Raw genomic sequence first — 24451 nt, 5'->3', positions numbered from 1 at the left:
GTCTCACGCAGAGACGCAGAGGCGCAAAGAGGAATCAAGAGTTTGGTCTGCAAATGTCCTTCGCAATGCACTGGCTTCTCTGTGTCTCTGTGGTTAGTTAAAAAAATGATTTTGATGACAGACTCTAGCCTTAACTGAACTAGATTGCAACATAATGGAGAATAATAATGAAAGAATTTCACCAAAATCAATCTCGAAAAATGGCAATTGTGGGGATGGATTGCTATACTGGTGGTTGTCAGGAATTGGATGCTTTTGAACGCTGCATTTATGAAGGTAAGCAGTATTTTGTTTCTGCCAATTATGCCAATGAACGATTACCTTTAATTGATCTTTGCAATTTACCAATTACTCCAGAGGAAATTAATCAACTTCCACTTCAACAACTGTTAATGCTGAAGGTGGCTGCTCGTACTCTCCAAGATGCAAAACTGCAACCAGAAACAAAAATAGCAGTGATCATGGTGAGTACACCCCAAGGTAATAAACCCAATAAATTAGCCAGTTATATTTCCCGTCTTTGGGATGCTACTAGTCCTGCTTTTGGTGAAGAGAATTCAGTTTTTTCTGCCTTACATTTGGCACAAAAGCTATTAATTAATCAGCAAGTAGATGCTGTTTTAGTTGCAGCAATGGATTTTGCTAGGGAGAAAAATCACGTCACAGGTGTAAATACCCTTAGTTATGACCAAAAAGCTGATGGTATTCTCGTCGGAGAAGGTGCAGGTGCTGTAGTTTTGCAACTCCACGAAACAGCCAAACAAAAACATCACCGCATATATGCAGTAATTGATGGTTTGAGTGTGGTGCAGAATTCCCTACACAACTCAGAAGCAGTTACCCAAGCTTGTGAAATGGCTTTTAATCTTGCAGATATTCAACCTCAAGATATTGGCTATTTGGAACTTTGCGCTAGTGGTATTCCTCAACAAGATGATGCGGAAATTCAAGGTTTAATTCAAGCTTATGGAACTACAAACGCAAAATTAAATTGTGCAGTAGGTAGTGTCAAAGCTAATATTGGTCATACTCACGCTGCTTCAGGAATTATCAGTCTCATTAAAACAGCACTTTGTTTATATCACCGCTATATTCCCGCAGTTCCCCAGTGGTCTAGTCCCAAACAGCCCCAGGTGTGGAGTGAAAGTCCCTTTTATGTAGCGACACAATCTAAACCTTGGTTTGTAGAACCAGGTGCGGACAAAAGAATAGCTGCTGTGAATAGTTTGGAGTTAGATGGCAGTTATGTACACGTAATTTTATCAGAAGAACCCAGTCAGATAGAACGTCACAGTCGATATTTAGAGCAAATACCATATTATCTCTTTGCTCTGGCTGCTTGCGATCGCTCTTCTCTATTAGAGCAGCTAAATAGACTACAACAAACTCTCCAAGATTCCCTCTCCTTATCTCACACCGCTAGTCAGAACTTTAGGGAATTTCAAAAGCATCAAACAGCAACCTACGCTTTAGCAATTTTAGGACGCAATCAAGATGAATTAACACGAGAAATTCAGCGAGCAATTCCAGGTGTTACAGTTGCTTTTGATACTGGCAAAGACTGGCAAACCCCTATTGGAAGTTATTTTACACCCAAACCTCAAGGAAAAATTGGTAAAGTTGCCTTTGTTTACTCTGGTTCCTTCACTTCTTATATTGGACTATGCCGTAATTTATTTCATATGTTTCCTCAACTTTACGAGGACACAATTGTTAAGAGTGTTTATAACCGCGTTGCTAACATTGAAAAACTTCTTTATCCCCGCAGCATCAATAAATTATCAAATAGACAATTAGAAGCCTTAGAACAGCAATTAATTGATGACCCAGTAGCAATGCTGGAATCAGAAGTTGGCTTTGCTGGACTCATAACCGCAATTCTCAAAAATTATTTCCAAATCCAGCACCAATGCGCCTTTGGTTACAGCCTCGGCGAAACCAGCATGATGTTAGCTCAAGGTGTCTGGACTAGCTTTAAAGAAACCAGTGATTACTTAAATTCATCACCCCTTTTTAAAACCCAGCTATCCGGCCCCAAAAATGCCGTTCGTCAATCTTGGGGATTACCATTAGATGATCAAAATCCAGAATTCTGGAGTAACTACATTCTCATGTGTCCAGTATCCCAAGTCAGGGAAGCTATCAAACATGAAAAACGTGTTTATATACCTTTAATTAACACACCTGAAGAAGTTGTAATAGCTGGAGAAACACAAGCTTGTCAAAGAGTAATTCAACAACTAAATTGTGATGCTTTTCCCACTTCTATCGATCATGTAATTCATTGCGATCCCATGCGCTCTGAATATAATGAACTCCAGAAAATCAACACTTTACCCGTTCAAAACATCCCCAATTTGACTTTTTATTCTGCCGCCGAATATGAACCAATTACCATCGATAGCCAAACAATTGGCAACAACATAGCGAAATCTCTTTGTCAAGAACTTGATTTTCCTCGCTTAATTAACCGGGTCTACCAAGACAACTACAGAATATTTATTGAAGTAGGCGTTGGTGGTAACTGCTCCAGATGGATTGGTGAAACCCTCAAGCAAAAAGAACACGTCGCCGTATCTATAAATAAAAGAGGCGTAGATGACCATACCTCAATTATTAGAGCCTTAGGTAAACTCATCAGTCATCGAGTTGAATTAGATTTATCACCTTTGTACATTCCTTGTTCAACAGATAATCAGCCAAATCTCAAATTAGAAAAAACCCCGCAGCATCAAAATCAATCTTTGAATTTTTATCCCCATAAAATCTGGAAGTCAACTTTATCCCCTCTTCCAAATTTACGCAAACATCACCAACAAAAAATGAGTGATAACAATGCGCTCATGACTAAAACCCACAGTTTCTTATTAAAGTCTCGCCAAGAATCACTACAGCAAATAAATCTCTTAATTCAGCAACAAATAGACTTTTATAAGCGGACGTTTTAAAGGTATTCATAACCTCCGCAATGATTCTCCTAGTAAGGTGGGCATTGCCCACCCTACAAAACTTAAAATCAGATAGCATTGATGATTCTTATATAGAGATTCATAGTAGAGTAAAGTCCAAAACGTCTTTACGACAATATCTACTATGAGATGAAAAGCCCAATCATACCAATTAGATTTTCCAGAGGTCTACTAACGTGTTCAACACAGAAACTATCCTAGAAAAGCCCAATAATTCAATAAAAATATCTCCTGTATTTAGCCACAATCACCAACCGTGGCAAGGAAATATAAATGCTGTTTCATTTGATGCAGAAGGGATTAAATCTAAACTGAGGAATTTAGAAAAACCATGTTATATAGTCAAGAAAGAAGAGCAGATTGGCGTTACCAATGAAGGACATATAGTTCCTATTAATGATGTTAAAAAACACCAAATAGAAACCCTGATTACTATCCCATCCTTATCAATTCAACAATTAGGTGATCCCAGCTTTATTGATTTTTATGGGGTAAAATATGCCTACGCTACAGGTGCAATGGCTCAGGGAATTGCTTCCGAAGAATTAGTAATTGCGCTGGGAAAAGAGAGAATTTTAAGTTCATTTGGTGCAGGAGGTTTATCTCCTCACCGTGTCGAATCAGCCATTAACCGCATTCAACAAGCTTTACAGCAAAAACCTTACGCTTTTAACTTACTCCATAGTCCTAGTGAACCAGCCATTGAACGCCGTAGCGTTGATTTATATCTCCAATATCAAGTCAGAATAATTGAAGCTTCTGCATTTTTAGATTTGACTGATAACATCGTTTACTATCGAGCCGCAGGACTAAGTTTAAATTCAGCCAATCAAATCGAAATCAAAAATAAAGTCATCGCTAAAATTTCACGTCGAGAAGTTGCAACTAAATTTCTTCAACCTGCTCCCGTAAAAATTCTCAAACAATTAGTTCAACAAGGTCTTATTAGTGAATTACAAGCCACTCTTGCCGAAAAAATTCCTATGGCTGATGATATTACTGTAGAAGCAGATTCTGGAGGTCATACAGATAATCGTCCGCTCATTTGTTTATTACCTTCTATTTTGGAATTGCGAGATGAAATTCAAACTAAATATTGTTATCAACAACCAGTAAGGATTGGTGTAGCAGGTGGAATTTCTACCCCACAATCAGCATTAGCTGCCTTTATGATGGGTGCAGCTTATGTAGTCACTGGCTCTATTAATCAATCTTGTATTGAAGCTGGAACTTCTGAATATACCAAAGAATTACTAGCTCAATCAGAAATGGCTGATGTGATGATGGCTCCCGCAGCAGATATGTTTGAAATGGGAGTAAAATTGCAAGTTCTCAAACGTGGAACACTCTTTCCTCTCCGCGCTCAAAAATTATTAGAATTATACAAAAACTATAACTCAATTGAAGAGATTCCCCCAGCAGAACGCGAAAAATTAGAAAAGCAAATTCTGAAAAAGACCGTACAAGAAGTTTGGCAAGAAACTGTTGCTTATTTATCTCAACGTAACCCAGAAAAATTAAGTAAAGCACTGAGTAATTCTAAGCTGAAAATGGCTTTAATTTTTCGCTGGTATCTGGGATTATCTTCCCGCTGGTCTAATACTGGTGAAAAAGGTCGAGAAATTGATTATCAAATTTGGTGTGGTCCAGCAATGGGTAGCTTTAATGATTGGGTAAGAGGTTCCTATTTGTCTGAATCCAAAAATCGCAAAGTGGTAGATATTGCTGACCATATTATGACAGGAGCAGCATTTCTATACCGCATTCAAAGTTTAAAAATTCAAGGATTAAAAATTCCAGATGAATACAGTCAATATCGTCCATAAGGTTTATAAATATGTCCAGCGACAGAAAATTGGGCAATGTAGAACAAGCGATGGAAATCCTTAATAGACGTGCTAAAACATGGAATTTAGTTACTATTAGCCGCATTAAAGGTGATTTCCAAGCAGCAGTTCTCAGGCAATCTTTAGACATTGTTCAGTATCGTCATCCTCGTTTAAATTCACACATTCTTCATTTCCGAAAATGTTTTTATTTTCAAACCGCAGGTACAGAAAAAATTGGTTTACGAATTGTTAATCATATAAATGAGGAACATTGGCAAGAAGTTGTTAATGAAGAGATGAACCAGGAAATTGATAGTAGTAAATCTCTGATGCGAGTAGTGCTTGTGCATATCCTCAATGAGCAAAAAATTAGTTACTTGATTACAACTCTACACCATGCAATTTCCGACGGCTTATCTAGCATTCAACTACATTCAGAAATCTTGAATTATTATCAAAGGCTTACATCTAGTGAACCCATTCAACCAGTTAAAAGATTAGAACCTTTGCAACCTATTGAAACCCTAATACCTAAATCTAAACAGGGTTTTATAGGTAAGATTAGCGGATTTTTATGTTTTTTAAAACTTGGATTTTATAAAATATGGAATCAACCACAAACATTAGGATTTGAAAAATATGTCTCCATCTCTCAGCGTCATTCTGCTATTATTCACAGACAGATAGACAGAGAATTAACTCAAAAATTTGTTCAGCGCTGTCGGCAGGAAAATACCACAGTACACAGTGCTTTATCTGCCATTCTCATGTTTGCAGTAGCCAGAAAAATTCTCAAAAATCATCAAAAAGATGTGCGAGTAAACTGCTTATCATATCTTGATTTACGAAAACGACTGCAACCTAAAGTTAATGAAGAAAATCTGGCTGTTTTAGCCACATCGATGATGGGATTTCACCGCATAAAACCCAATACATCTTTCTGGGATTTAGCACGGGAAGTTAAGCACAATCTAGAAGCTGGAATCAAGCGTCAAGATATCTTTAACATGATATTAATTGCTAAACAACTTATAGACTTTAGTTTGATTTTTCCCAAACAAATAGCTGCTACAGTTTCAGTATCTAATATTGGCAAAGTAAATATCCCCGCAGCTTATGGGGAATTAGAACTAGAAGAAATTAGTTTTGCCGCTTCCCATAGTTTGTATGCAGGTGTTTTGGTTATTCATGTTGCCACGTTTCAGGGGAAGATGCTACTAAATTTTGTATTTTCTCAGCCTTCAATTAGCCAAAAAACAATGGAATCACTTGTCACAAATGTTATTAATCTTATCTCTGATGTCACGTTTAATTCTTTACAACTTAGAGGTACATAAATGAGTAATTCTCTTTCTAATTCCCACAAAGCACCAGCTTACTCTACTTTAGAAATTCAAGCTTGGCTGGTTTCTCAAATTTCTTCTTTATTGGGAGTCAATCCAGAGGAAATAGATATTCGAGAACCTTTAGATAGCTACGGTTTAGATTCAGCACAAGCAATGACTCTTGCTAGTAAAGCCGAGAAAATGATGGGATTTAAGTTGTCTCTTATCCATCTTTGGTACTACCCTACTATTGAAGAACTTGCTCAACGGTTAGCTGAAGAATTGGAAAATTCCCAAACCGAGATTTTGCAGATATAAACTCTCATAGTAGTGCATAATTAGCTACATAACTATCAACTACTATGCATCTAAAGCAATAAAGAATTTTAAGTTTTTTCCTCCTCTAAGACGGACACTTCGCAGGATTGGGGGAAAACCGTTCCCGTGAAGTGTCTTCTTTTTTTCTCTTCTTTGTACTTCCTTAAAAACTGGGAGATTTAGTAATGAATGCATCCGATATTCTGGCGAAACTGACTCAACAAGGTGTTCAATTTTGGGTAGAAAATACTAAACTAAATATTCGCTCTCCCAAGGGTGTAATCACACCAGAAGTAGAGGCAGAAATAGCCGCTTATAAAGCAGATATTCTGGCATTAATACAGGAAATGAATATCACAACTAAATGTGCATCTGAGCCTCTGAGTCAGGGAATTAGCTTAGAAACTATTGGCAGGTTAATTGGTGGCTTTGCCGGAGAATCACCTCTAGCATATCAACCACCAATTATTAACCCTAAATTGATGGCTGAAAACCTCAGTGTTACATTTAGACCTTTACCTAATGGTTATCAAAATCTAATAATTATTAAATTCCGTCAAGAATTAGCAGTTAAACTCAAAAACTTTGGTGTTAAAGTTCTTCCTTGGCAGGAAGCTACAACAGATTTTTTTTATGATATTAAAATTCCCATACTTAACAAAAAAATCTCCTTCAAGCTGAGAGGAGTGAAAGCAGAAATTAATGCAGTTATAGATATCGAAAGACCGAATTCTTGGCTCAGGAAAATAGGCATATTTATAGCGGAGAGTATATATATATTTTCTTCTCGCTGGCTGGCAAAAAATCGCCAAATGTCAGTTGTGCAAATTGCTAAATTGAGTAGTTGGGCTGAAGATCATGCAGCTAAGTATGTTGAAGATCCGACAAATACACAAGTAATTATTCTCAGTGAAATAGATCATAAATTTGTGAATCCAATTACACCATACAAAGAAAAAATTAGCATTGGCATCAACACATTGATTAGAACATTTTCACAAATTGTGCTAGGCGTATCTACTAATCAGATTTCTATCCTGAACATGAATCTATCAGATTCTATTTTTTCTAAATCTGAACTAGATAATTTTGTCTCCAAATCCCTAATTCCTAAAGTTTTCGTTCCCATAGCCCCACTATTAATGAGTCGATTTGAAATAGGAACCTATAATCCTCATATATCTAAATATGCTACCAATTTAGTAAATTTAGGACGAGAATTAGCCTCAACTGATTTATTTCCGGCTGGTTTTAAGCTGGCTGAAGTTCTGAAAAGAAAGTCTCACAGAGATATTGTCAACATCATCGTCAATGGTAGAACAGGAGTCTCTTATGGTTTTGTAGCTTATGCAGAACCTCCTCACTATGTAGGAAAACCAGAAATAACTAATTATGAGTGGGAGAATTTATTGCCAGTTCCTGGATTTAGTAGTAATGAAGTTCGCCAAAATGAAGCAAGTAGACGTTATATCAAAATCATTATTGATGGAGAATATGTATTTAAGCAAATTCCTGATATTTGGCTAGTGAGTTCTCGTTCAGGCTCGAATAAAACCGATTTAAATATTGAAAAAGATATTATCCGCATTGGGTTGCAAGATAAATTATACCTGCAATTACCAATAAAAATGCAGCAGCAGAAAATAGATGTTAAACCTTCTTATGATATCTATGTTATGCTGGCAATTAGTCTTTCTGCTGCTCTGTATACACCGGAATTAATTGAAAATGGTGCGCCAATTGTTCACTTTCATGGTTATCCTGCATTTGATTGGTTTCAAGAACATGAATATTGCGTTGGTGTAACTAATCCGTCAGTACCCTGTGGCACATATGAATCAGGAGTATTGAATTTTTTAGGCTTCTCTAATTTAGCTAATCAAAAAATAAAAAATATCAATTTAGTGAGTTTAATAGAACCTGATCATGGCACAAATTTTATTGCTCATGATGTAGAGTATCTAGTTGATAGGTTAAAATATGGATGTGTGGCAGATCAAATTGAACTGGGTGGTAAAAATTTTGCTTCTCTAAAAGCAAATCTAGGTAATTCCCAAAGTTAAATTAATTTCCAGACTTAGTAATTTTAAAACAACAGTTGCTGCAACAAGTTTAGTTCCGTTGTCGCAACTTTTTTTGTGGGTAAGTAGATTTGAGTAATTCTTATACCAAGCGCAATCTAAAACAACGTGATTAAGAGAGTAAAAGCTTCTCATGATTGCAACTACGTTGGCGTAGCCTGCGTTCGGCACTATTACGAATTAAGAATTATCAATTACTTTGACTATTATTTGCACCATAAAGCGAGAATTATGGCAGGATGGAAAGAAGCTTGTGCAACGAGAAGTCCGAAAGCTGGTTTTCTTCACTCTTCGGAACTTCAAAGGCGCTTTCCTCCTGGGAATCTGTGAACAAATCAGCAGGTAAATCTCCCTGTCTAGTAGTACCCCATGATTTGTGAATTGCGCGTCATCCAGACTAGAAGGTTTAACTTCTGTTGCCAATTTTTCCCTAGGTACTCATACTTTACCTGCAAATGAGAAACTAGATCAAGGTCTTCATGAAAGCCAGTACCTGGCAAAATGTCGTCAGTTTCGCATTGTCAGCAAAGATTCTGGCAAAAGAATATCTATTATCGTCGGAATGTTTGTGTTTGACTGCGAAAACAGAATATATGTACTCCAACCTTGACTATTAAATGAATCCAGACTACTCAGAAACTTACATAAATCATCCTACGTGGGGTTTGCTATATAGGATCTGTATGGTTGATGATAACCAGGATCTGTTCACTACACTTTATGCCCAACGTTTATTTTTCTTGGTAACAAATGACGTTAAAGGGATTAAATTTCAGTCAATTGGACGTACTGAAGCCAGAATGATGCTGGAAAATCGCTTACGTACTTTACGTCGCAATGGCAAATCCCAGGAGTACGATCAGCTTCAAAGTGTTTTCCAACGCACCTTCCAATGAGTAGTTCGATTAGTGAACGTATTGCTGCCATTCGTGCCTCACTTCCTGATTCAGTGCGGTTGATTGCTGTTAGTAAGCAAGTGCCAACCGCACTCATGAGGGAGGCTTATGCCGCCGGAATTCGTGATTTTGGCGAAAATCGCATCCAAGAAGCTGCCAGTAAACAATCCGAGTTGCAAGATTTGTCGGATATTACCTGGCACTTTATTGGAAATTTACAAAGTAATAAGGCTAAAAAAGCTTTGGAACTATTTGACTGGATTCACTCCGTCGATAATTTGCAGATTGCCCAGCGCCTCGATACTCTGGCGCAACAGCTAGGTGTGAGTCCCCAGGTTTGCTTACAAGTCAAAATTCTCTCAGATCCTAATAAATCTGGTTGGATGGTTCCAGAACTGTTAGCTGATTTGGCTGCACTTAACCAATGCAAAAATTTACAAATTCAAGGTTTGATGACAATTCCTCCCCGTGGCTTGGCTGATGCTGAGATTGTAGATGTATTTAATAGGACTAATAAACTAGCAAAAGCGATCGCATCACAAAACTGGTCAAATATTACCATGCAGCATCTCTCAATGGGTATGTCAGGGGATTATCAATTGGCAATACCAGCAGGTGCAACGATGGTTAGATTGGGAACGATCTTATTTGGGCAGAGAACCTGATCTTTTTTCCTCTAGCTTGGAGTTAAGTATCAAAATAAAGACCAAACTTGCTGAAAACCAATTCAGTAAGTTACAGTGGTATGCGTGTCTTAAAGATATAATGTTGACAAATGTAATTACTAAGACAAAATGAAGTAGAAAGAATTTTACCTTGACCAAAACTTAGGATATAATTTTGACTCATTGTTGTGTCCAGTTAAGGTATAGTCCTTTCTAGAACTGTCTTTTTCTTATGAAAACCTGTACTAGAGGCTACTAAGGGCTATAAAATTGCCCCAGGCAGCGGCTACTATAGCAATCATCACTGGCTACAAAAATTGATAGCCAAAGCAATTAAGGTAATTTCCACCGGGAGCGTACAAAATGAACAATATATTTTCCAAACTTAGAGATTTTGTAGGGCTGAATGAGCAAGTAGAATACGAGTACTACGAAGAGGAGCCGGAAACTGATAGCTACCAAAATATGTATCAGCAAGAAAATCCTCAACCTGCTCCACAAGAAACCACTACACCCAATCGACGTTGGCGCGAACCCATGCCTACAATGGGAGAAGAAGTAGCCGCAGCAGGGTCAAAGCCTATGAGTAATGTGATTGGTATGCCAGGTGCAATTAATGGAATTTCCGAAGTTTTAGTACTTGAGCCACGAACTTTTGAAGAAATGCCTCAGGCAATTCAAGCATTACGCGAGCGCAAATCCGTAGTATTAAACTTGACGATTATGGACCCGGATCAGGCTCAACGGGCAGTAGATTTTGTGGCTGGTGGTACATATGCTCTAGATGGACATCAAGAGCGGATTGGTGAAAGTATCTTTTTGTTTACCCCCAGTTGTGTGCAAGTTAGCACCCAAGGAGGTTTTTTACATGAAGTACCTCAACCAGCAGCACGCCCCAGTCGTCCCGCAAGTACAACTCCAGCTTGGGGAAGCGAAGTTAACCGAGCAGCACAATAATAAAGTTAAATTAGTCATTAGGTGGACTAATGACTAATATCTATTCACAAATGACTATTAAATTTGGTTTAATTGGTGGCGGGGTAATGGGCGAAGCACTGTTATCCCGCTTGATAGCTAGAGGCATTTATCACGGTTCAGAAGTTATCGTTAGTGAACCGCAAGCTTCTCGGCAAAGTTTTTTACAGCAGCAATATGATGTCAGAGTGACGACGGATAATTGCCTGGTTTTAGCTGAGGCTCAGGAAGCTGTGATGTTGGCAGTTAAGCCCCAGGTATTTAGTGCGATCGCACAAGAATTAGCAGATATCCTGCCTACAAGACATTCACCCCTCATTATTTCTATCTTGGCAGGAGTCACTTTAAAGCAGCTAGAAGCCGCCTTTCCCCAACTACCAGTGATTCGCGCTATGCCCAATACCCCCGCTACAGTGGGAGCCGGAATAACAGCGATTTGTTTAGGTGCTTACACTCACCCCATCCACCAGCAAACAGCACAGCAAATTTTTTCCGCAGTAGGGGAAGTAGTAGAAGTTGCAGAAACGCTGATGGATGCAGTGACAGGCTTATCGGGTAGCGGCCCTGCTTATGTAGCATTGATGGTAGAAGCCTTAGCTGATGGGGGTGTTGCAGTCGGTTTACCTAGAGCAGTTGCTAAACAACTAGCTTTACATACTGTATTGGGAACAGCGAAACTTTTAGAAGAAACTAAATTACACCCCGCAGAACTCAAAGACAGAGTTACTAGTCCCGGTGGAACCACAATTGCTGGTGTGAGCGAATTAGAAAAGGCTGGATTTCGTTCCGCTTTAATTGAAGCTGTCAAAGCCGCTAAAGAACGTTCTCAGGAATTGGGGAAAGGGTGACAAATCAATTTAAAATTCAAGTTAAGAAAAGTTTCGCGCAAAGACGCAAAGGAGCAAAGCAGCAAAGGTTCAGATCAATCCAAATTTTCATGCTCTTATCAGCAGAACTTCAATTTATTCAGCCCGCCATGCATCATAGGCAAGAGCATCATAAATATCTGCTTCCTCAAGGTAGGGGTAAGCCTTGAGAATGTCATTTGCACTGTGACCAGATGCCATTAAGCCAACGATAGTACCAACTGTGACACGCATTCCCCGGATACAGGGTTTACCGCCCATTACTTCTGGGTTGCGGGTAATTCTAGTAAGATTTTGCATGGCTGATTGGGAAACCAGAAATGGCTGCGTCAATTTTTTCAATTATCCCTCTTTTCCACTGAAGTTCCCAAAGCTGCAACTGAAAGCAAAAAGTTTCTACTGGTTTTTTCGGATTGTTTTTCAGTTGCTTGATAGCGCAGGTAATCAACAAAATTGATGAGTTCATCGAGGGAATCCTCTGGCAATGTCTTAATTGACTCAATAATCTGCTCTCGGTTTTTGCTTAAAGTATCCATATCTTTATTTAAAGGAATGCTGCTTACTTCAAACACACTATTCTATTTTGACTGAAATTGCTGTCTAAAGTTTCTCCAGTTTGCGGAATGGTTTTTAGGCGTTGTTTGATTTTTCTTAACTCGCTCTAGCAATCCAGGAATTACTAAAAGTTCTTGGGTTCTAGTGTGATAATTAGCGTTGATACTAGTGCATGACTCAACTTAATGACATTCTATAGTAATGTACCAATCATTTTCCACTTTTTGGACATGAAGACTAGGAATAGTCTGAAGTAGCTCAATCAATTTCATATCAGGACAGACACTTCGCAATATAGGCCGTATTGGTTGCTTATAATAAGCACAAAACGTTCTACTCAATATTGCAAGAGTTATAAATTTTTTTTGATCATTTGCTATCAGGTTTTTAATGATTTCTATCAAAGCTAATTCCAAGTCATTGAGTGATTTAATATCAGGAACTAAGATTGGCTGGTATTTTGAAGTTTTTTGGACTTCGTCAGATGGAATTTCTTCAGCCCTCTCTACCTTTAAAATCTTCGGCAAATGCTCATCAACTTTCCAGGGTCGCTTGATTCTGTATTGAATTGAAGTTGTTTGAGACTGTTGAAACCCAGGGAATATTTCCTGGAAAAGAGCAACATAAAACTCTTCAGGTAATTGAGTACTGTAGATTGCAAAGCGTCTACTAGCATTAAGAAGACTTTTCAGTCCATCCTTATAACCTTGAGCTTTTGCTGCTTTTTTAAGGGATACTCCATATTTTTCATAAAATAACTCCGTGAGCCTGTTCACGCTAACCCACGGATTGGCGTTCCTAGAAGATTCAAGAGATATGCAGTTTTCGAGTTTTTCGAGTAGCTGTTGTAGTGATGAAGATGAGGACGAATTTTGATTATACTCATTCATCTTTTTAAATTACACTCAAGCAATAATGTGGATAACATATAGCTACAGGTGTATTGCTGAGTATTTCATAAATTCTCTGAGATCAGGTTTCGTCATCGCCAAAACCTAATGTGTATAGAAAACTTCACAGTAACAACAGAAATTATGAAGGTTAGAGAAGTTCTAAAAATTCTTGAAGAAAATGGACAACCCATACCCGAACCATCCACCGAAGTTGGTAAAGTTGCAGTGACGATATAATCACAGCTACCGGAAGAAATCTACTATGCAAACACTAGCCGTTACTGAAACTATCACCACCATCGCAGAAGCAGAAATAAGATTTGGTTTGAATCGCAGTGAATCTCAGGATTTTTTTACAGAATGGCATGATCAATTACCTGAGATTAACCCTAATGACCGCACTAACCTAGAAATTTTATGGAAGCGTTATATTTATCACCGATCTGGCGGGCATTTATTAGAAGGTACGGTGATGCTATTACTTGTCTCTCCATTACTGACCGTTGCAGGTTTATATGATCCACCTTTTCGCATCAAAGCTGAAGAATCTGTACAAATCACAGTAGCTGATAGTGAAGAAATTCTACAGGGTCGAATAGATGTTTTAGTTTTGAAAGATCGCCTTTGGATAATTGTTTTAGAGTCCAAAAAAACCATGCTATCAGTTTGGTCAGCATTGCCCCAAACTCTCGCTTACTTGATGGCCAGTCCAAATAGTGATTTGCCTACTTTTGGAATGCTAACCAATGGTGATGATATTGTCTTTGTCAAGCTAGAAAATCAAAAATATGCCATGTCAAGAGTATTTGCACCTCTAACTACCCAAAGTGAATTAGAGTCTGTGTGTCGAGTGCTACGCAGAATTGCAGAAACAGTTAGCCGAATAGGGAACAGCGAACAAGCAGAATAACCAATTACCCATTACCTCTTCCCTAATCACGTTATGATAGTAGACAGTCTGGTTGCAAAAGATGATTGAGTGAACTATCCTGTCCCATCTTCAGAAATTGACTTAGAGTCAGTATTTCCCTTTGAATTAGATCAATTCCAACAAGAAGCGATCGCGTCAGCGGTGCGTAGCACTATCGCTCCACACTAGAATGGAAACTAGAACGGAAGATACTGGATCTGCCCTTCCAACTCACCTTCTGAACAGCAATCTATAATTAGTAGAATATCTTCGATCACCTGTCCAATTTGTGCATTTGTCCCTACCTCAATCACTCCGGGCATTGATAAACCTTGTGCTACTCGTTCATAGGCAAAGTGTGTAATTGTAGCAACATCATGAGTAAGTAAAATCCTTCCTTCCTGGGCTGACCATGCCAAAATAGTTGGATCATCTTCACCTAACAAACCAACATCCTGAACTCGGACAATATCAATACTCGATCTCCGGCGTAACAGTCTCCTGACGATAGTATTATCAAAATTCTCGTCAGCAAGCAGTTTCAACATACGTCCTGTTCTGCTTTACGCGCAAGTAATCTATCACGCAACCCTTGTGGATCAAACCTTGCCTCGTTCATCTTCCGTACTTCTTGGGCTTGTTGCTGACGTTGCTGTAAATATGCTTCAACTTCTTGCTGATGGTTCAAATAAAAGGCAATAGTAGCGTACACATCAGCAAGCTTGAGGGATGGATAACGGTAGACAATTTCTTCTGCGGTTGCTCCTTGTTTGAAGACAGAAACTACCGTATCAAGAGTTACACGAGTTTTTCCTACCCGAACGACACTATCAGCAGAAATTTTTAGTGGTGCTGGTTCAGCGACAATTACAAGTGTCATTATGCAAAACTAATAACATATTTGCTTTCATAGTAACGTAAGTTGCTAGTTAGGCATCAGGGAGAATAATTAACAACCTATTACCAATTAATTACCCACTACCCTAGCAAATCACGAATCACGTTATGATAATAGACAGTCTGGTTGCAAAAGATGATTGAGTGAACTATCCTGTCCCATCTTCAGAAATTGACTTAGAGTCAGTATTTCCCTTTGAATTAGATCAATTCCAACAAGAAGCGATCGCCTCCCTCAATGCTGGACGCTCCGTAGTTGTCTGTGCGCCCACCGGTTCAGGTAAAACATTAATTGGGGAATACGCCATTTATCGCGCCTTGTCGCGGGGAAAACGTGTATTTTACACAACCCCTCTAAAGGCGTTGTCGAATCAAAAATTACGAGACTTTCGAGAAAAATTCGGCTTTGATCAGGTTGGACTACTAACTGGAGACGCTTCTATTAACAGAGATGCGCCCATTTTAGTCATGACCACCGAAATCTTTCGCAATATGCTCTATGGCACACCCATAGGACAAATTGGCATCTCCTTAGTAGACGTTGAAGCAGTGGTGCTAGATGAATGCCACTACATGAACGATCGCCAACGGGGTACAGTTTGGGAAGAATCCATTATTTATTGTCCCCGTGAAGTGCAACTAGTCGCCCTTTCCGCCACAGTTGCCAACAGTGACCAACTCACCGACTGGCTAAATCGCGTTCATGGCCCCACAGACCTGATATACTCCGATTTTCGCCCAGTTCCCTTAGAATTCCACTATTGCAATCCCAAAGGGCTGTTTCCCCTACTCAATGACAGCAACACCAAAATTAACCCCCGCCTAATTAAGCGTAGTAAAAAAGGACAAGGAGAGCGGGGTAAAGCTGGCAGACCAGAAGCTCCCGGCATTATTTATACCCTCAGTCAACTCCAGCAACGAGATATGTTGCCAGCCATTTACTTTATCTTCAGCCGCAGAGGATGTGATAAAGCTGTGGACGAAGTAGGTGATTTATGGCTGGTAAATAACGACGAATCCCAAATATTACGGCGACAAATTGATGACTTTTTAAGCCGCAATCCCGACGCTGGACGGACAGGACAAATTAAACCCCTTTACCGAGGCATTGCCGCTCACCATGCCGGAATATTGCCAGCATGGAAAGTCTTAGTAGAAGAACTATTTCAACAGGGGCTGATTAAGGTTGTATTTGCCACAGAAACCCTGGCAGCGGGAATAAATATGCCCGCCCGCACCACAGTTATTTCCACCCTTTCTAAGCGGACTGACAACGGACATCGTTTATTGAAAGCTTCCGAGTTTCTGCAAATGTCAGGCCGGGCAGGTCGTCGGGGCATGGATCTCCAAGGTTATGTAGTCACAGTCCAAACTCCCTTTGAAGGAGCCAAAGAAGCAGCGTATTTGGCTACATCGGCAGCAGATCCTTTAGTTAGCCAGTTTACGCCTAGCTACGGCATGGTACTCAACTTACTGCAAACCCACTCCTTAGAGCAAACCAGAGAACTGATCGAACGCAGTTTTGGTCAGTACATGGCGACTTTGCATTTAAGACCAGAGTACGACGAAATTGCGGCAATACAAGCCGAATTAAGGCAAATACAAGATGAGTTAGCCGCAATTGATGAAAATGAATTAGCGCTATATGAAAAATTGCGCCAACGCCTGAAAGTAGAACGCCATATATTAAAAACCTTACAAGAGCAAGCGCGGGAAGACAGACAAGAACAATTGGTGATGATGCTGGATTTTGCCGTGTCTGGGACATTGTTGAGTCTGAAAGACAAAAACATCACAGCAACTTTACCGATGACAGCGGTATTAGTTCACAAAGTGCCAAATGCTGGCCAAGCTTCTTACTTCGTATGTTTAGGACAGGATAACCGCTGGTATGTAGTCACAAGTGCAGATGTAGTTGATTTGTATGCCGAATTGCCAAGAGTTGAAGTGTCTCCTGACATCATTCCACCCGCAGAACTGGCGTTAAAACGGGGGCAGTGTGTCCGTGGTAATCAAGAAACAATAGCGATCGCACAAAGCATACCCGATCCTGGCGAATTTATGTATATGCCACAGGAAGTGGTAGAACAACTCAGTCGTGTTAACGCCGTGCAATCCCAATTAGAAAACCATCCCTTACATCAATCCGGGAACGTTGCCACAATATTTAAACGCAGAGCGCGTTGTGTAGAATTAGAAGCAGAATTAGAAGAAGTTCAAGGGCAAGTAGAACAACAGTCCCAACGACATTGGGAAGAGTTTCTCAATTTAATTCAAATCTTGCAGCACTTTGGCGGTTTAGATAACTTAGTCCCCACACAATTAGGACAAATGGCCGCCGCTATTCGGGGCGAAAATGAATTGTGGTTGGGTTTAGTCATCGCTAGTGGTGAATTAAATAATTTAGATCCTCATCATTTAGCGGCGGCTGCTGCGGCTTTGGTGACAGAAACACCACGTCCAGATAGTAAGGTACGCTTTGATCTGAGTGAAGAGGTAGCCGATGCTTTGGCGAAATTACGGGGGATTCGTCGCCAAATTTTCCAACTGCAACGCCGTTATAATGTAGCCCTGCCTATCTGGTTGGAATTTGAATTAATAGCGATGGTAGAACAGTGGGCATTAGGTGTGGAGTGGGTAGAATTATGTGCCAATACCACCTTAGATGAAGGTGATGTAGTCAGAATTTTACGCCGGACATTGGATTTATTATCCCAAATTCCCCATGTTCCCCATGTTCCTGACTCTTTGCGACGGAATGCTCAACGAGCAATGCAGTTGATTGATAGATTCCCTGTCAATGAAGCGATGGAGTAAGGGGGATGAGACGCGGTGACACGGGGAAGAAGAGATGAGGGGAGGAAGAGACACGAAGAACCTTTCAGATTTTTATCCCCAAGCCTGTAGGGGCGGGGTTTCCCCGCCCTCGATTGTATTGCTTAATTAAACCCACAAATAAATCTCTCCGCGTCACCCCCTCTCCGCGTCCCCGTGTCTCTTCTCCCCCTCTCCCAATCAGATTCAATAAAATTGAGTCGGCATGAAAATCTGTGTTAATTTATACGATTTTAAATTCCGACAGTGGTTATACTCATTGCTTAGGTTCTACCTGGGAATTGATGAAGTGGCTTGTCCACTTCATTTTTATGGGCAGAATGTGGAATTTTCAATCATTCACTAGCTCATCACGCCATTTTTCGCGTTTTTCTACATCTCGCACCTCAGTATCACGCGCTCGCTCTAAATTCCCCATTGCCCAACTTTCCCACTTTAGGTTTTTTTGTCTTTCCAAGTGGTTAATAAATTGTATGATCGACTGGTCAGCCTGAATAGGTGTTTTTAAATTAAACTGAATTGTTTGGAAAATTTTGCTGTCATTCTTAATGAAGTAGTGAGTTAAAATTTCAGTTAGCCACAGCACAAATCGATTATACATTTTACCAAAAATACTTGTGCGTTTCTTAGTAAGAAAAATTGCATAACCTTCTGCTTTTCCACCTTCTATTAGACGTAAAGTAAACATAATATAGAAATGCAAAAATTCTGGGCCAAATGTCACCATTCCAGTCGTACCATACCAATAACAAAGACTGTAAGTAACAGGATTTTTATAGAAGGGACGAATCAGTTTAATCAAAAAATAATCTTCGCCATCCTGTGCAATGTTACTGAAAGTAATCGCATTCTCATTCAGTTCCTGTTTTTCAAAAATCAATTCTGATACCAGCTTGTGGACTGTATTAAAATGTTGAGTATCGATAGCATTAATCATCACCACATTCGGGTGACAATTCGTGATAAAATGCGCTCCAAAATTACTATCACACTCCTCAATTTCTAACTCTGGAATAAAGGGTAAAGGTTGTTGTGGTGTTTCTCCAGTCCAAACCCAAATCATGCCATATTTTTCGGCGGTAGGCCAAGTTTTGGCTTTAACATTAATCGGCTCATCTAAACAGGGAATATCAACACAAAATCCTTCTGCATCGTATTTCCAATGATGAAAAAAACATCGCAATTCATTACCCTCAACCTTACCTTCAGCAAGATGAGCGCCCATATGTGGACAGTAAGCATCAAAAATAACTGCTCGTTTATCTTGACCACGATAAATTACTAATTCTCTCCCTAAAACTGTGACAGGTTTTACTTCATAAACCCTTAATTTTCGCGAGGGTATTACCCAATACCACCCCTCAATAAAACGTTCTGGGTTATTGAAAGTTTTAAGTTTCCGGGGGTAGCTAACATTCTCAGCGTTGACGTTCATTTTTATGGTTTCACTTGCCGTGAAGCGGTTAATCTAGAACTATCATGGCAAGCTAATAAAAACAGTTATTTTCAGTACTAAGCTAAAACGTAAGATGTCGGGTGTGTGAGGACGAAAGTCCTGAAAACACGGTAGACTTAGGATAATGGTGGTGTACTTTCTAAGCTCATACCATTTTTGATTTTTGATTGTGAAACATAGAAGGGTAATGGTTTGGCGCTATCCATCTGTCACAATTATTTTTCTAAATGGTATAATTCATTCTACAAATATTTTATATAGGACTCCTATTTGATTTTTGAACATATACGTAGGGTGGGCATTGCCCACAATAAATATCCGGGTTTTGTAAGGCATAGCCCTACCTACAATACTTAGATATTTTGCAGAAATCATTTAGGATTCCTATATTTAATTAAGTTGACCTACTTAATAATGATAATAATTGGGGAAAATCAGTTATGTTAACTCAAGATAAACAACTACTTTTAATTGGTCAGGTAACAGAACTCAGTGGAATTTCCATCAGGACAATTCGCTATTATGAAAGTTTAGATTTAATTCAAGCATCAGCACGCACTGAAGGAGGTTTTCGTCAGTTTTCTTTAGATGTCCTGACTCGTTTAGATTTCATTAAAAGAGCGCAACATCTTGGTTTAAGTCTGGAAGAAATTCGAGACATTCTTCAGGTGTATGATCAAGGAGAACCTCCTTGTTGTGAGATTCAAGAAAAGTTGCAAGAAAAGCTATTTAAAATAGACCACCAAATTGAACAATTGTTAACTTTACGCGGAGAGATTCAAGGATTACTTTCAGGCTGGCAAAATAGAGAGAAACAACCACAGGAAAGTATTTGTCCTATTATTCAGAAATAAAGTTTAATTTGGCGACTTCTATTGGTTATTAGTCAACTTAGTTGGTGATACTTTTGATTTACTATAAATAAACCACCACAACTCGATACCAATTAAAGCTAAACCACCGACTGTAACAGCAACTTTCAAACTTAATGGTTGGTCAATTCGGTGAAATTCGCTAGTTTTCATAGAATGGCCATCTGGCATTTCTGCTACTGCACTTGATGTTAACAGTAATAAACCAATAAGGCTTCCCAAAATAGTTTTTTGACTCAACATTTACTTAACTCCTGGTTGAAAGTTACGCAATCTTAAGGCATTGGTGACGACAGAAACGGAAGAAAAGGCCATTGCAGCACCTGCGATAATGGGATTTAGTAACCAACCAAAAATAGGGTAGAGAATACCAGCAGCAATAGGAATGCCAATAATGTTATAAATAAAAGCAAAGAAGAGATTTTGCTGAATATTGTTGATAGTAGCGCGACTGAGTTGGATGGCGGTGACAATGCCTTGCAAGTCTCCAGAAATTAGAGTAATATCACTCGCAGCGATCGCAACATCTGTTCCTGTGCCAATGGCAATCCCTACATCTGCTTGTGCTAAAGCTGGGGCATCATTGATACCATCCCCCACCATAGCGACAATTTGAGATTTTGAATTTGGGATTTGGGATTGCAAAGATTGAATAATAGCGGCTTTTTGGTCTGGACGCACTTGGGCAAAAACCTGGTTGATACCAACTTGAAGTGCGATCGCATCCGCAGTTTGCTGATTGTCTCCAGTTAACATTACCACTTCTAAACCTAAATTTTGCAGTGCTTTTACTGTCTGTGCTGAGGAAGGTTTGAGGGCATCACTAATAGCCATTATTCCTTGTAATGCACCATCAACAGCCATGAAAATCACTGTTTTTCCTGCGGATTCCCAACCCGATTGATACTGTTGTAGAGAATCTGGATTAATTCCTATTTCTGTTAACCAGCGTTGTGTACCGATTTGCACCAAATGGTCATTGACAACTCCTTGTACACCACTACCAGCAATAGCCAGAAAATTATTAACCGTTGCTAAACTCACTTCTTGAGATTTGGCATATTGTACCACCGCTTCTGCCAAAGGATGCTCAGAATTTCTTTCTACAGTTGCGGCTAACTGCAACAATGCCAGTTCATTACTATTTGCTGTACCATGAACAGTGACAAAATCAGTAACTGTGGGTTTACCTTGAGTTAAAGTCCCGGTTTTATCTAAAACAATAATTTGGATTTTGTGGGCTAACTCTAAACTTTCCGCACCTTTAATTAAAATACCATTTTCCGCACCAATACCTGTTCCTACCATCACAGAAGTAGGAGTAGCTAAACCCAAAGCACAGGGACAGGCGATAATCAGAACACCCACAGTTGTCATCGTCGCGAGGGTGAGATTACCCATGATATTAAACCAAATCACAAAAGTTGTAATTGCGATCGCAATCACAGCCGGCACAAACCACCCCGTTACCTGATCTGCTAAACGTTGAATAGGTGCTTTTGAACCTTGCGCTTCTTGCACCAATTTGACAATTTGTGCCAAAAAGGTATCTTTTCCTACCCTTGTTGCCCTAAACTTAAAACTACCAGTTTTATTAATAGTCGCCCCAATCACCTCATCTCCTGGCTGTTTCTTTCTTGGTAAACTTTCACCTGTAACCATTGCCTCATCTACCGTTGAAGCACCTTCAATCACTTCACCATCTACGGGAATCTTTTCCCCAGGACGCACCACAATCACATCATTAATTCTGACCTCAGCAATGGAGATATCCATTTCTACATCATTGCGAATCACTCTAGCAGTTTTCGCTTGTAGTCCCATGAGTTTGCGAATTGCTTGTGAAGTTTGTCCCCTAGCGCGACTTTCCAAAAATCGCCCTAACAAAATTAAAGTCACAACCATTGCTGCAACTTCATAATAAACATGAGGTTCTAAACCTTGGCTAATCAACAACCCAGGGAACAGCGTCACCACCAGAGAATATAAATAAGCCGTCCCCGTCCCCAAAGCAATCAAAGTATCCATAGTTGCAGTATGGTGTTTGAGAGACTTCCAACCATTGCGGAAAAAAGACCAACCACACCAAAACTCAACCGGTGTCGTCAACACCAACTGCAACCAAGGATGATGTAAAAAGCTGGGAATAAAAGGCAACTTTAACCCCGTCATCATCGGTAAAGAACCGAAAAACAGGAAAATGCTAATTACACTTCCCGTCTTCAACTTGAGAATCAGTTCCCGTTGTTCTGCTAACCTACTGGCTGTTTCTGTATCATCTTCACCTTGTGCTGCTGACAGCGAAAAAGACGAATAACCCGCAGCCTCAATAGCAGCTTGGATTTTTTCTAAATTTGTCCGTTTGGAATCATAATTTATACTAGCTTGCTCTGCACCAAAATTAACATTACAATCAATCACCCCAGAAACAGACAGAATCGCCTGTTCCACATTATTAGCGCAAGCAGCGCAACTCATACCTCGAAGTTTGAGAGTGAGATTATCCATAATTGGTAAGTTAAATTTTTCAACCGCAGATCAATGCAGACAATTTATCTGTGTTCATCTGCGTGTATCTGCGGTTTTGTTAGAAAATTGACTCAGCACCGGATTAAGCGGGAGGATATCCAGCAGCCACCAAAGCTTCCTTAATTGCTGTTTCTGAAGCTTGAGTATCTACGCTGACCAGCTTAGTTTTTGGGTCAGCATCTATGTTAGCGTTAGCATCTACAGCCTTTAGCGCATTAGTGATATTGGTTGCACAAGTCGAACAAGCCATTCCGGGAACTGTGAGTTGGAGTGTCATAGGTTTATTGAATCTCATGAACAACTAATTAAGATGACGCTTTAGACAACTGCTCTAATTGCTGAATTTGAGCGGTTTGCGTTTTGATGATATCTTGAGCTAGATCGCGGAGTTGTTTGTGAGTAGCACTGTTCATGACTTTTTGTGCCATCATCACAGACAAAAATCCTGTTAAATTCATCCTAAACCCTCTAGTGGGATAGAGAGTCTAGAGGAGATTTACAAATCTTGATAACTTTATGAATAAGACGCGGAGCGTATCACCGCGTCAGCTTTAATGATAAGTATTCAAATTCAACCAGACAGGATATCAGTCCTGCGGTGTTTGTTCTATTGGTGTTTCAGCTGGGGGAGCAAGTACCGCGTCTGGTGCGATTTCCTCAACGGGAATTGCTGGTTTTGCTTCTGTTTCCCCTTGCGCTGCTTCCACCAGTTCCGGTGATGGGGGGTTGGGAGGAATTACTTCTGGTATACTGACGATTTCATCTTCTATTAGTTGTTCTGCTACAGCAACAGTTACCGCTTCTATTACAACTTCTTGACTCTCAGTCACCGCGTCTTCCTCTCTCTGAGTCACCGCGTCCCCCCGTCCCTCCGTCGTAGCTTCTGGCGAAGGTGCTTCTATTTCGCTAGGTTGTGCTGGTATAGAACCGGTTTTATCGATGACTTCAACCACAGGCTTTGGTGTAGGTGTAGATGGCTTTTTAGTCATTGTTTGCTGCACCTTACCTTTGACACCATTGAACAAACCACCAATGAATGCTGGTAATTGTCCCAGTTTTTCCTGTAGAGAAAAATTAGATACTTGGTCTTGTATACTAACCTTCACTAGCTCCAGACTAGGTACAGGTGTTTGTTGTCTTTCTGGTGTGAGTTGGCGACGTAATGACAGAGTTTGCCAGCCAAAAGAACTCAAAAGAGCAACACTAGCTACATGACCCAGCAATAAACCCCCAGTAATCCGGGGTGCAAAAATCCATAAGACCAAGGCATAGAACAACCCAACCCCGCTCCAGATAAAGTCATTCTTACGGTGGATTTCCGGGAAGAAGAAAGCTGCTATGTAAATGGCTAGGCTGCCAAGTCCAACTACTAAGGCTAGGAAATAGGCCAGCATTTTTCAATACTCCTGATTGTTTCATTTGTGCCAGTATTTTAATTTTGCAAATTTTGTTACTAAATTGTTGACTTAGATACAAATTAAAACTAAATATTGATGTTAGTTGTGATTTTTTTAAATATAGAAAAACTCTTAATATCTTCTTTAGGAGTGAAGCGAAAATCTCGGATTACCCTTAAAGAG

The 24451-nt window shown here is 39.7% G+C and carries 24 protein-coding genes; 13 read left to right on the top strand and 11 right to left on the bottom strand.

Annotated elements, in window-relative coordinates:
• Positions 1-167 precede the first annotated feature (167 nt).
• From H6G59_RS17595 to proC, 10 genes are all read left to right on the top strand, one after another.
• Positions 168-2948: a type I polyketide synthase gene (locus H6G59_RS17595; RefSeq protein WP_190716635.1), complete on the top strand. Its 2781-nt coding sequence runs from the start codon at positions 168-170 to the stop codon at positions 2946-2948.
• A gap of 215 nt (positions 2949-3163) precedes the next feature.
• Complete coding sequence (locus H6G59_RS17590) at positions 3164-4795, top strand: PfaD family polyunsaturated fatty acid/polyketide biosynthesis protein (RefSeq protein WP_422602650.1); 1632 nt, start codon at positions 3164-3166, stop codon at positions 4793-4795.
• Positions 4796-4806: 11 nt separating this feature from the next.
• On the top strand, positions 4807-6135 hold the full coding sequence (locus H6G59_RS17585; protein WP_190716631.1) for a phthiocerol/phthiodiolone dimycocerosyl transferase family protein: 1329 nt from the start codon (positions 4807-4809) through the stop codon (positions 6133-6135).
• Positions 6136-6441, top strand: a complete 306-nt coding sequence (locus tag H6G59_RS17580) for a phosphopantetheine-binding protein (protein WP_190716629.1) — start codon at positions 6136-6138, stop codon at positions 6439-6441. It abuts the gene before it with no gap.
• A gap of 185 nt (positions 6442-6626) precedes the next feature.
• A complete protein-coding gene (locus H6G59_RS17575) occupies positions 6627-8504 on the top strand; it encodes a TubC N-terminal docking domain-related protein (protein WP_190716627.1) in 1878 nt (625 codons plus the stop codon).
• Positions 8505-8898: 394 nt separating this feature from the next.
• Positions 8899-9132 (top strand): hypothetical protein, encoded by a 234-nt coding sequence (locus tag H6G59_RS17570; RefSeq protein ID WP_190716625.1) that lies wholly within the window; start codon positions 8899-8901, stop codon positions 9130-9132.
• 7 nt (positions 9133-9139) lie between these two features.
• Positions 9140-9418, top strand: a complete 279-nt coding sequence (gene pipX, locus H6G59_RS17565) for a transcriptional coactivator PipX (protein ID WP_127053282.1) — start codon at positions 9140-9142, stop codon at positions 9416-9418.
• The gene (locus H6G59_RS17560) at positions 9415-10083 is read left to right on the top strand and encodes a YggS family pyridoxal phosphate-dependent enzyme (RefSeq protein WP_190716623.1); all 669 of its coding nucleotides are present in this window, start codon (positions 9415-9417) and stop codon (positions 10081-10083) included. The genes pipX and H6G59_RS17560 overlap by 4 nt, the downstream gene beginning before the upstream one ends.
• A 363-nt stretch (positions 10084-10446) precedes the next feature.
• The gene (locus H6G59_RS17555) at positions 10447-11040 is read left to right on the top strand and encodes a cell division protein SepF (RefSeq protein WP_190716621.1); all 594 of its coding nucleotides are present in this window, start codon (positions 10447-10449) and stop codon (positions 11038-11040) included.
• A 50-nt stretch (positions 11041-11090) separates the two neighbouring features.
• A complete protein-coding gene (proC, locus tag H6G59_RS17550) occupies positions 11091-11906 on the top strand; it encodes a pyrroline-5-carboxylate reductase (protein WP_190716668.1) in 816 nt (271 codons plus the stop codon).
• A 114-nt stretch (positions 11907-12020) separates the two neighbouring features.
• Here the strand turns inward: proC and H6G59_RS17545 are convergent, their stop codons facing one another.
• The 3 genes from H6G59_RS17545 to H6G59_RS17535 all read right to left on the bottom strand — a co-directional run bounded on the left by H6G59_RS17545 (position 12021) and on the right by H6G59_RS17535 (position 13369).
• On the bottom strand, positions 12021-12224 hold the full coding sequence (locus H6G59_RS17545; RefSeq protein ID WP_190716619.1) for a DUF433 domain-containing protein: 204 nt from the start codon (positions 12222-12224) through the stop codon (positions 12021-12023).
• A gap of 38 nt (positions 12225-12262) precedes the next feature.
• The gene (locus H6G59_RS17540) at positions 12263-12496 is read right to left on the bottom strand and encodes a DUF2281 domain-containing protein (RefSeq protein ID WP_339327972.1); all 234 of its coding nucleotides are present in this window, start codon (positions 12494-12496) and stop codon (positions 12263-12265) included.
• A 165-nt stretch (positions 12497-12661) separates the two neighbouring features.
• The gene (locus H6G59_RS17535) at positions 12662-13369 is read right to left on the bottom strand and encodes a hypothetical protein (protein WP_190716617.1); all 708 of its coding nucleotides are present in this window, start codon (positions 13367-13369) and stop codon (positions 12662-12664) included.
• 265 nt (positions 13370-13634) lie between these two features.
• Between H6G59_RS17535 and H6G59_RS17530 the strand changes: the two genes are divergently transcribed.
• The gene (locus H6G59_RS17530; protein ID WP_190716615.1) at positions 13635-14282 is read left to right on the top strand and encodes a type I restriction endonuclease; all 648 of its coding nucleotides are present in this window, start codon (positions 13635-13637) and stop codon (positions 14280-14282) included.
• Positions 14283-14479: 197 nt separating this feature from the next.
• Here H6G59_RS17530 and H6G59_RS17525 read toward each other — a convergent pair whose 3' ends face one another.
• Together H6G59_RS17525 and H6G59_RS17520 are read right to left on the bottom strand one after the other, a co-directional pair.
• Positions 14480-14830 carry a DUF5615 family PIN-like protein gene (locus H6G59_RS17525; protein ID WP_190716613.1) on the bottom strand — a complete coding sequence of 117 codons (351 nt, stop codon included), beginning with the start codon at positions 14828-14830 and terminating at the stop codon, positions 14480-14482.
• On the bottom strand, positions 14824-15162 hold the full coding sequence (locus H6G59_RS17520; RefSeq protein ID WP_190716610.1) for a DUF433 domain-containing protein: 339 nt from the start codon (positions 15160-15162) through the stop codon (positions 14824-14826). The genes H6G59_RS17525 and H6G59_RS17520 overlap by 7 nt, the downstream gene beginning before the upstream one ends.
• A gap of 161 nt (positions 15163-15323) precedes the next feature.
• On the opposite strand from H6G59_RS17520, the gene H6G59_RS17515 reads away from it, so the two are divergent.
• Positions 15324-17996: a DEAD/DEAH box helicase gene (locus tag H6G59_RS17515; RefSeq protein ID WP_190716608.1), complete on the top strand. Its 2673-nt coding sequence runs from the start codon at positions 15324-15326 to the stop codon at positions 17994-17996.
• A 349-nt stretch (positions 17997-18345) separates the two neighbouring features.
• On the opposite strand, the gene H6G59_RS17510 is transcribed toward H6G59_RS17515, so the two are convergent.
• Positions 18346-19449 (bottom strand): aromatic ring-hydroxylating dioxygenase subunit alpha, encoded by a 1104-nt coding sequence (locus H6G59_RS17510; RefSeq protein ID WP_190716606.1) that lies wholly within the window; start codon positions 19447-19449, stop codon positions 18346-18348.
• Between the two features lie 461 nt (positions 19450-19910).
• Here H6G59_RS17510 and H6G59_RS17505 point away from each other — a divergent pair, with 461 nt between their 5' ends.
• Entirely contained in the window at positions 19911-20324 is a 414-nt protein-coding gene (locus H6G59_RS17505; protein ID WP_190716604.1) for a heavy metal-responsive transcriptional regulator, read from the top strand.
• An 18-nt stretch (positions 20325-20342) separates the two neighbouring features.
• Here the strand turns inward: H6G59_RS17505 and H6G59_RS17500 are convergent, their stop codons facing one another.
• From H6G59_RS17500 to H6G59_RS17480, 5 genes are all read right to left on the bottom strand, one after another.
• Positions 20343-20585 (bottom strand): hypothetical protein, encoded by a 243-nt coding sequence (locus tag H6G59_RS17500; protein WP_190716602.1) that lies wholly within the window; start codon positions 20583-20585, stop codon positions 20343-20345.
• The gene (locus H6G59_RS17495; protein WP_190716600.1) at positions 20586-22850 is read right to left on the bottom strand and encodes a heavy metal translocating P-type ATPase; all 2265 of its coding nucleotides are present in this window, start codon (positions 22848-22850) and stop codon (positions 20586-20588) included. It abuts the gene before it with no gap.
• A gap of 103 nt (positions 22851-22953) precedes the next feature.
• Entirely contained in the window at positions 22954-23148 is a 195-nt protein-coding gene (locus tag H6G59_RS17490) for a heavy-metal-associated domain-containing protein (protein ID WP_190716598.1), read from the bottom strand.
• A gap of 28 nt (positions 23149-23176) precedes the next feature.
• Positions 23177-23329 carry a DUF305 domain-containing protein gene (locus tag H6G59_RS17485; RefSeq protein WP_190716596.1) on the bottom strand — a complete coding sequence of 51 codons (153 nt, stop codon included), beginning with the start codon at positions 23327-23329 and terminating at the stop codon, positions 23177-23179.
• A 129-nt stretch (positions 23330-23458) separates the two neighbouring features.
• A complete protein-coding gene (locus H6G59_RS17480; RefSeq protein WP_190716594.1) occupies positions 23459-24265 on the bottom strand; it encodes a Ycf66 family protein in 807 nt (268 codons plus the stop codon).
• Positions 24266-24451 lie beyond the last annotated feature (186 nt).

This window comes from Anabaena lutea FACHB-196 (assembly GCF_014698305.1).
Taxonomy (GTDB): domain Bacteria; phylum Cyanobacteriota; class Cyanobacteriia; order Cyanobacteriales; family Nostocaceae; genus Anabaena; species Anabaena lutea.
Note: the sequence above shows the minus strand (reverse complement) of the source record. Positions and strands in the feature narration are given on the sequence as shown.

What these genes read in the sequence shown, in the direction of transcription:
- H6G59_RS17595 (WP_190716635.1), top strand. Translation starts at nt 168, where the DNA reads ATGAAAGAATTTCACCAAAATCAATCTCGAAAAATGGCAATTGTGGGG.
- H6G59_RS17585 (WP_190716631.1), top strand. Translation starts at nt 4,807, where the DNA reads ATGTCCAGCGACAGAAAATTGGGCAATGTAGAACAAGCGATGGAAATC.
- H6G59_RS17580 (WP_190716629.1), top strand. Translation starts at nt 6,136, where the DNA reads ATGAGTAATTCTCTTTCTAATTCCCACAAAGCACCAGCTTACTCTACT.
- H6G59_RS17575 (WP_190716627.1), top strand. Translation starts at nt 6,627, where the DNA reads ATGAATGCATCCGATATTCTGGCGAAACTGACTCAACAAGGTGTTCAA.
- pipX (WP_127053282.1), top strand. Translation starts at nt 9,140, where the DNA reads ATGAATCCAGACTACTCAGAAACTTACATAAATCATCCTACGTGGGGT.
- H6G59_RS17560 (WP_190716623.1), top strand. Translation starts at nt 9,415, where the DNA reads ATGAGTAGTTCGATTAGTGAACGTATTGCTGCCATTCGTGCCTCACTT.
- H6G59_RS17555 (WP_190716621.1), top strand. Translation starts at nt 10,447, where the DNA reads ATGAACAATATATTTTCCAAACTTAGAGATTTTGTAGGGCTGAATGAG.
- proC (WP_190716668.1), top strand. Translation starts at nt 11,091, where the DNA reads ATGACTATTAAATTTGGTTTAATTGGTGGCGGGGTAATGGGCGAAGCA.
- H6G59_RS17545 (WP_190716619.1), bottom strand. Translation starts at nt 12,224, where the DNA reads ATGCAAAATCTTACTAGAATTACCCGCAACCCAGAAGTAATGGGCGGT.
- H6G59_RS17535 (WP_190716617.1), bottom strand. Translation starts at nt 13,369, where the DNA reads ATGAATGAGTATAATCAAAATTCGTCCTCATCTTCATCACTACAACAG.
- H6G59_RS17530 (WP_190716615.1), top strand. Translation starts at nt 13,635, where the DNA reads ATGCAAACACTAGCCGTTACTGAAACTATCACCACCATCGCAGAAGCA.
- H6G59_RS17525 (WP_190716613.1), bottom strand. Translation starts at nt 14,830, where the DNA reads ATGTTGAAACTGCTTGCTGACGAGAATTTTGATAATACTATCGTCAGG.
- H6G59_RS17520 (WP_190716610.1), bottom strand. Translation starts at nt 15,162, where the DNA reads ATGACACTTGTAATTGTCGCTGAACCAGCACCACTAAAAATTTCTGCT.
- H6G59_RS17510 (WP_190716606.1), bottom strand. Translation starts at nt 19,449, where the DNA reads ATGAACGTCAACGCTGAGAATGTTAGCTACCCCCGGAAACTTAAAACT.
- H6G59_RS17505 (WP_190716604.1), top strand. Translation starts at nt 19,911, where the DNA reads ATGTTAACTCAAGATAAACAACTACTTTTAATTGGTCAGGTAACAGAA.
- H6G59_RS17500 (WP_190716602.1), bottom strand. Translation starts at nt 20,585, where the DNA reads ATGTTGAGTCAAAAAACTATTTTGGGAAGCCTTATTGGTTTATTACTG.
- H6G59_RS17495 (WP_190716600.1), bottom strand. Translation starts at nt 22,850, where the DNA reads ATGGATAATCTCACTCTCAAACTTCGAGGTATGAGTTGCGCTGCTTGC.
- H6G59_RS17490 (WP_190716598.1), bottom strand. Translation starts at nt 23,148, where the DNA reads ATGACACTCCAACTCACAGTTCCCGGAATGGCTTGTTCGACTTGTGCA.
- H6G59_RS17485 (WP_190716596.1), bottom strand. Translation starts at nt 23,329, where the DNA reads ATGAATTTAACAGGATTTTTGTCTGTGATGATGGCACAAAAAGTCATG.
- H6G59_RS17480 (WP_190716594.1), bottom strand. Translation starts at nt 24,265, where the DNA reads ATGCTGGCCTATTTCCTAGCCTTAGTAGTTGGACTTGGCAGCCTAGCC.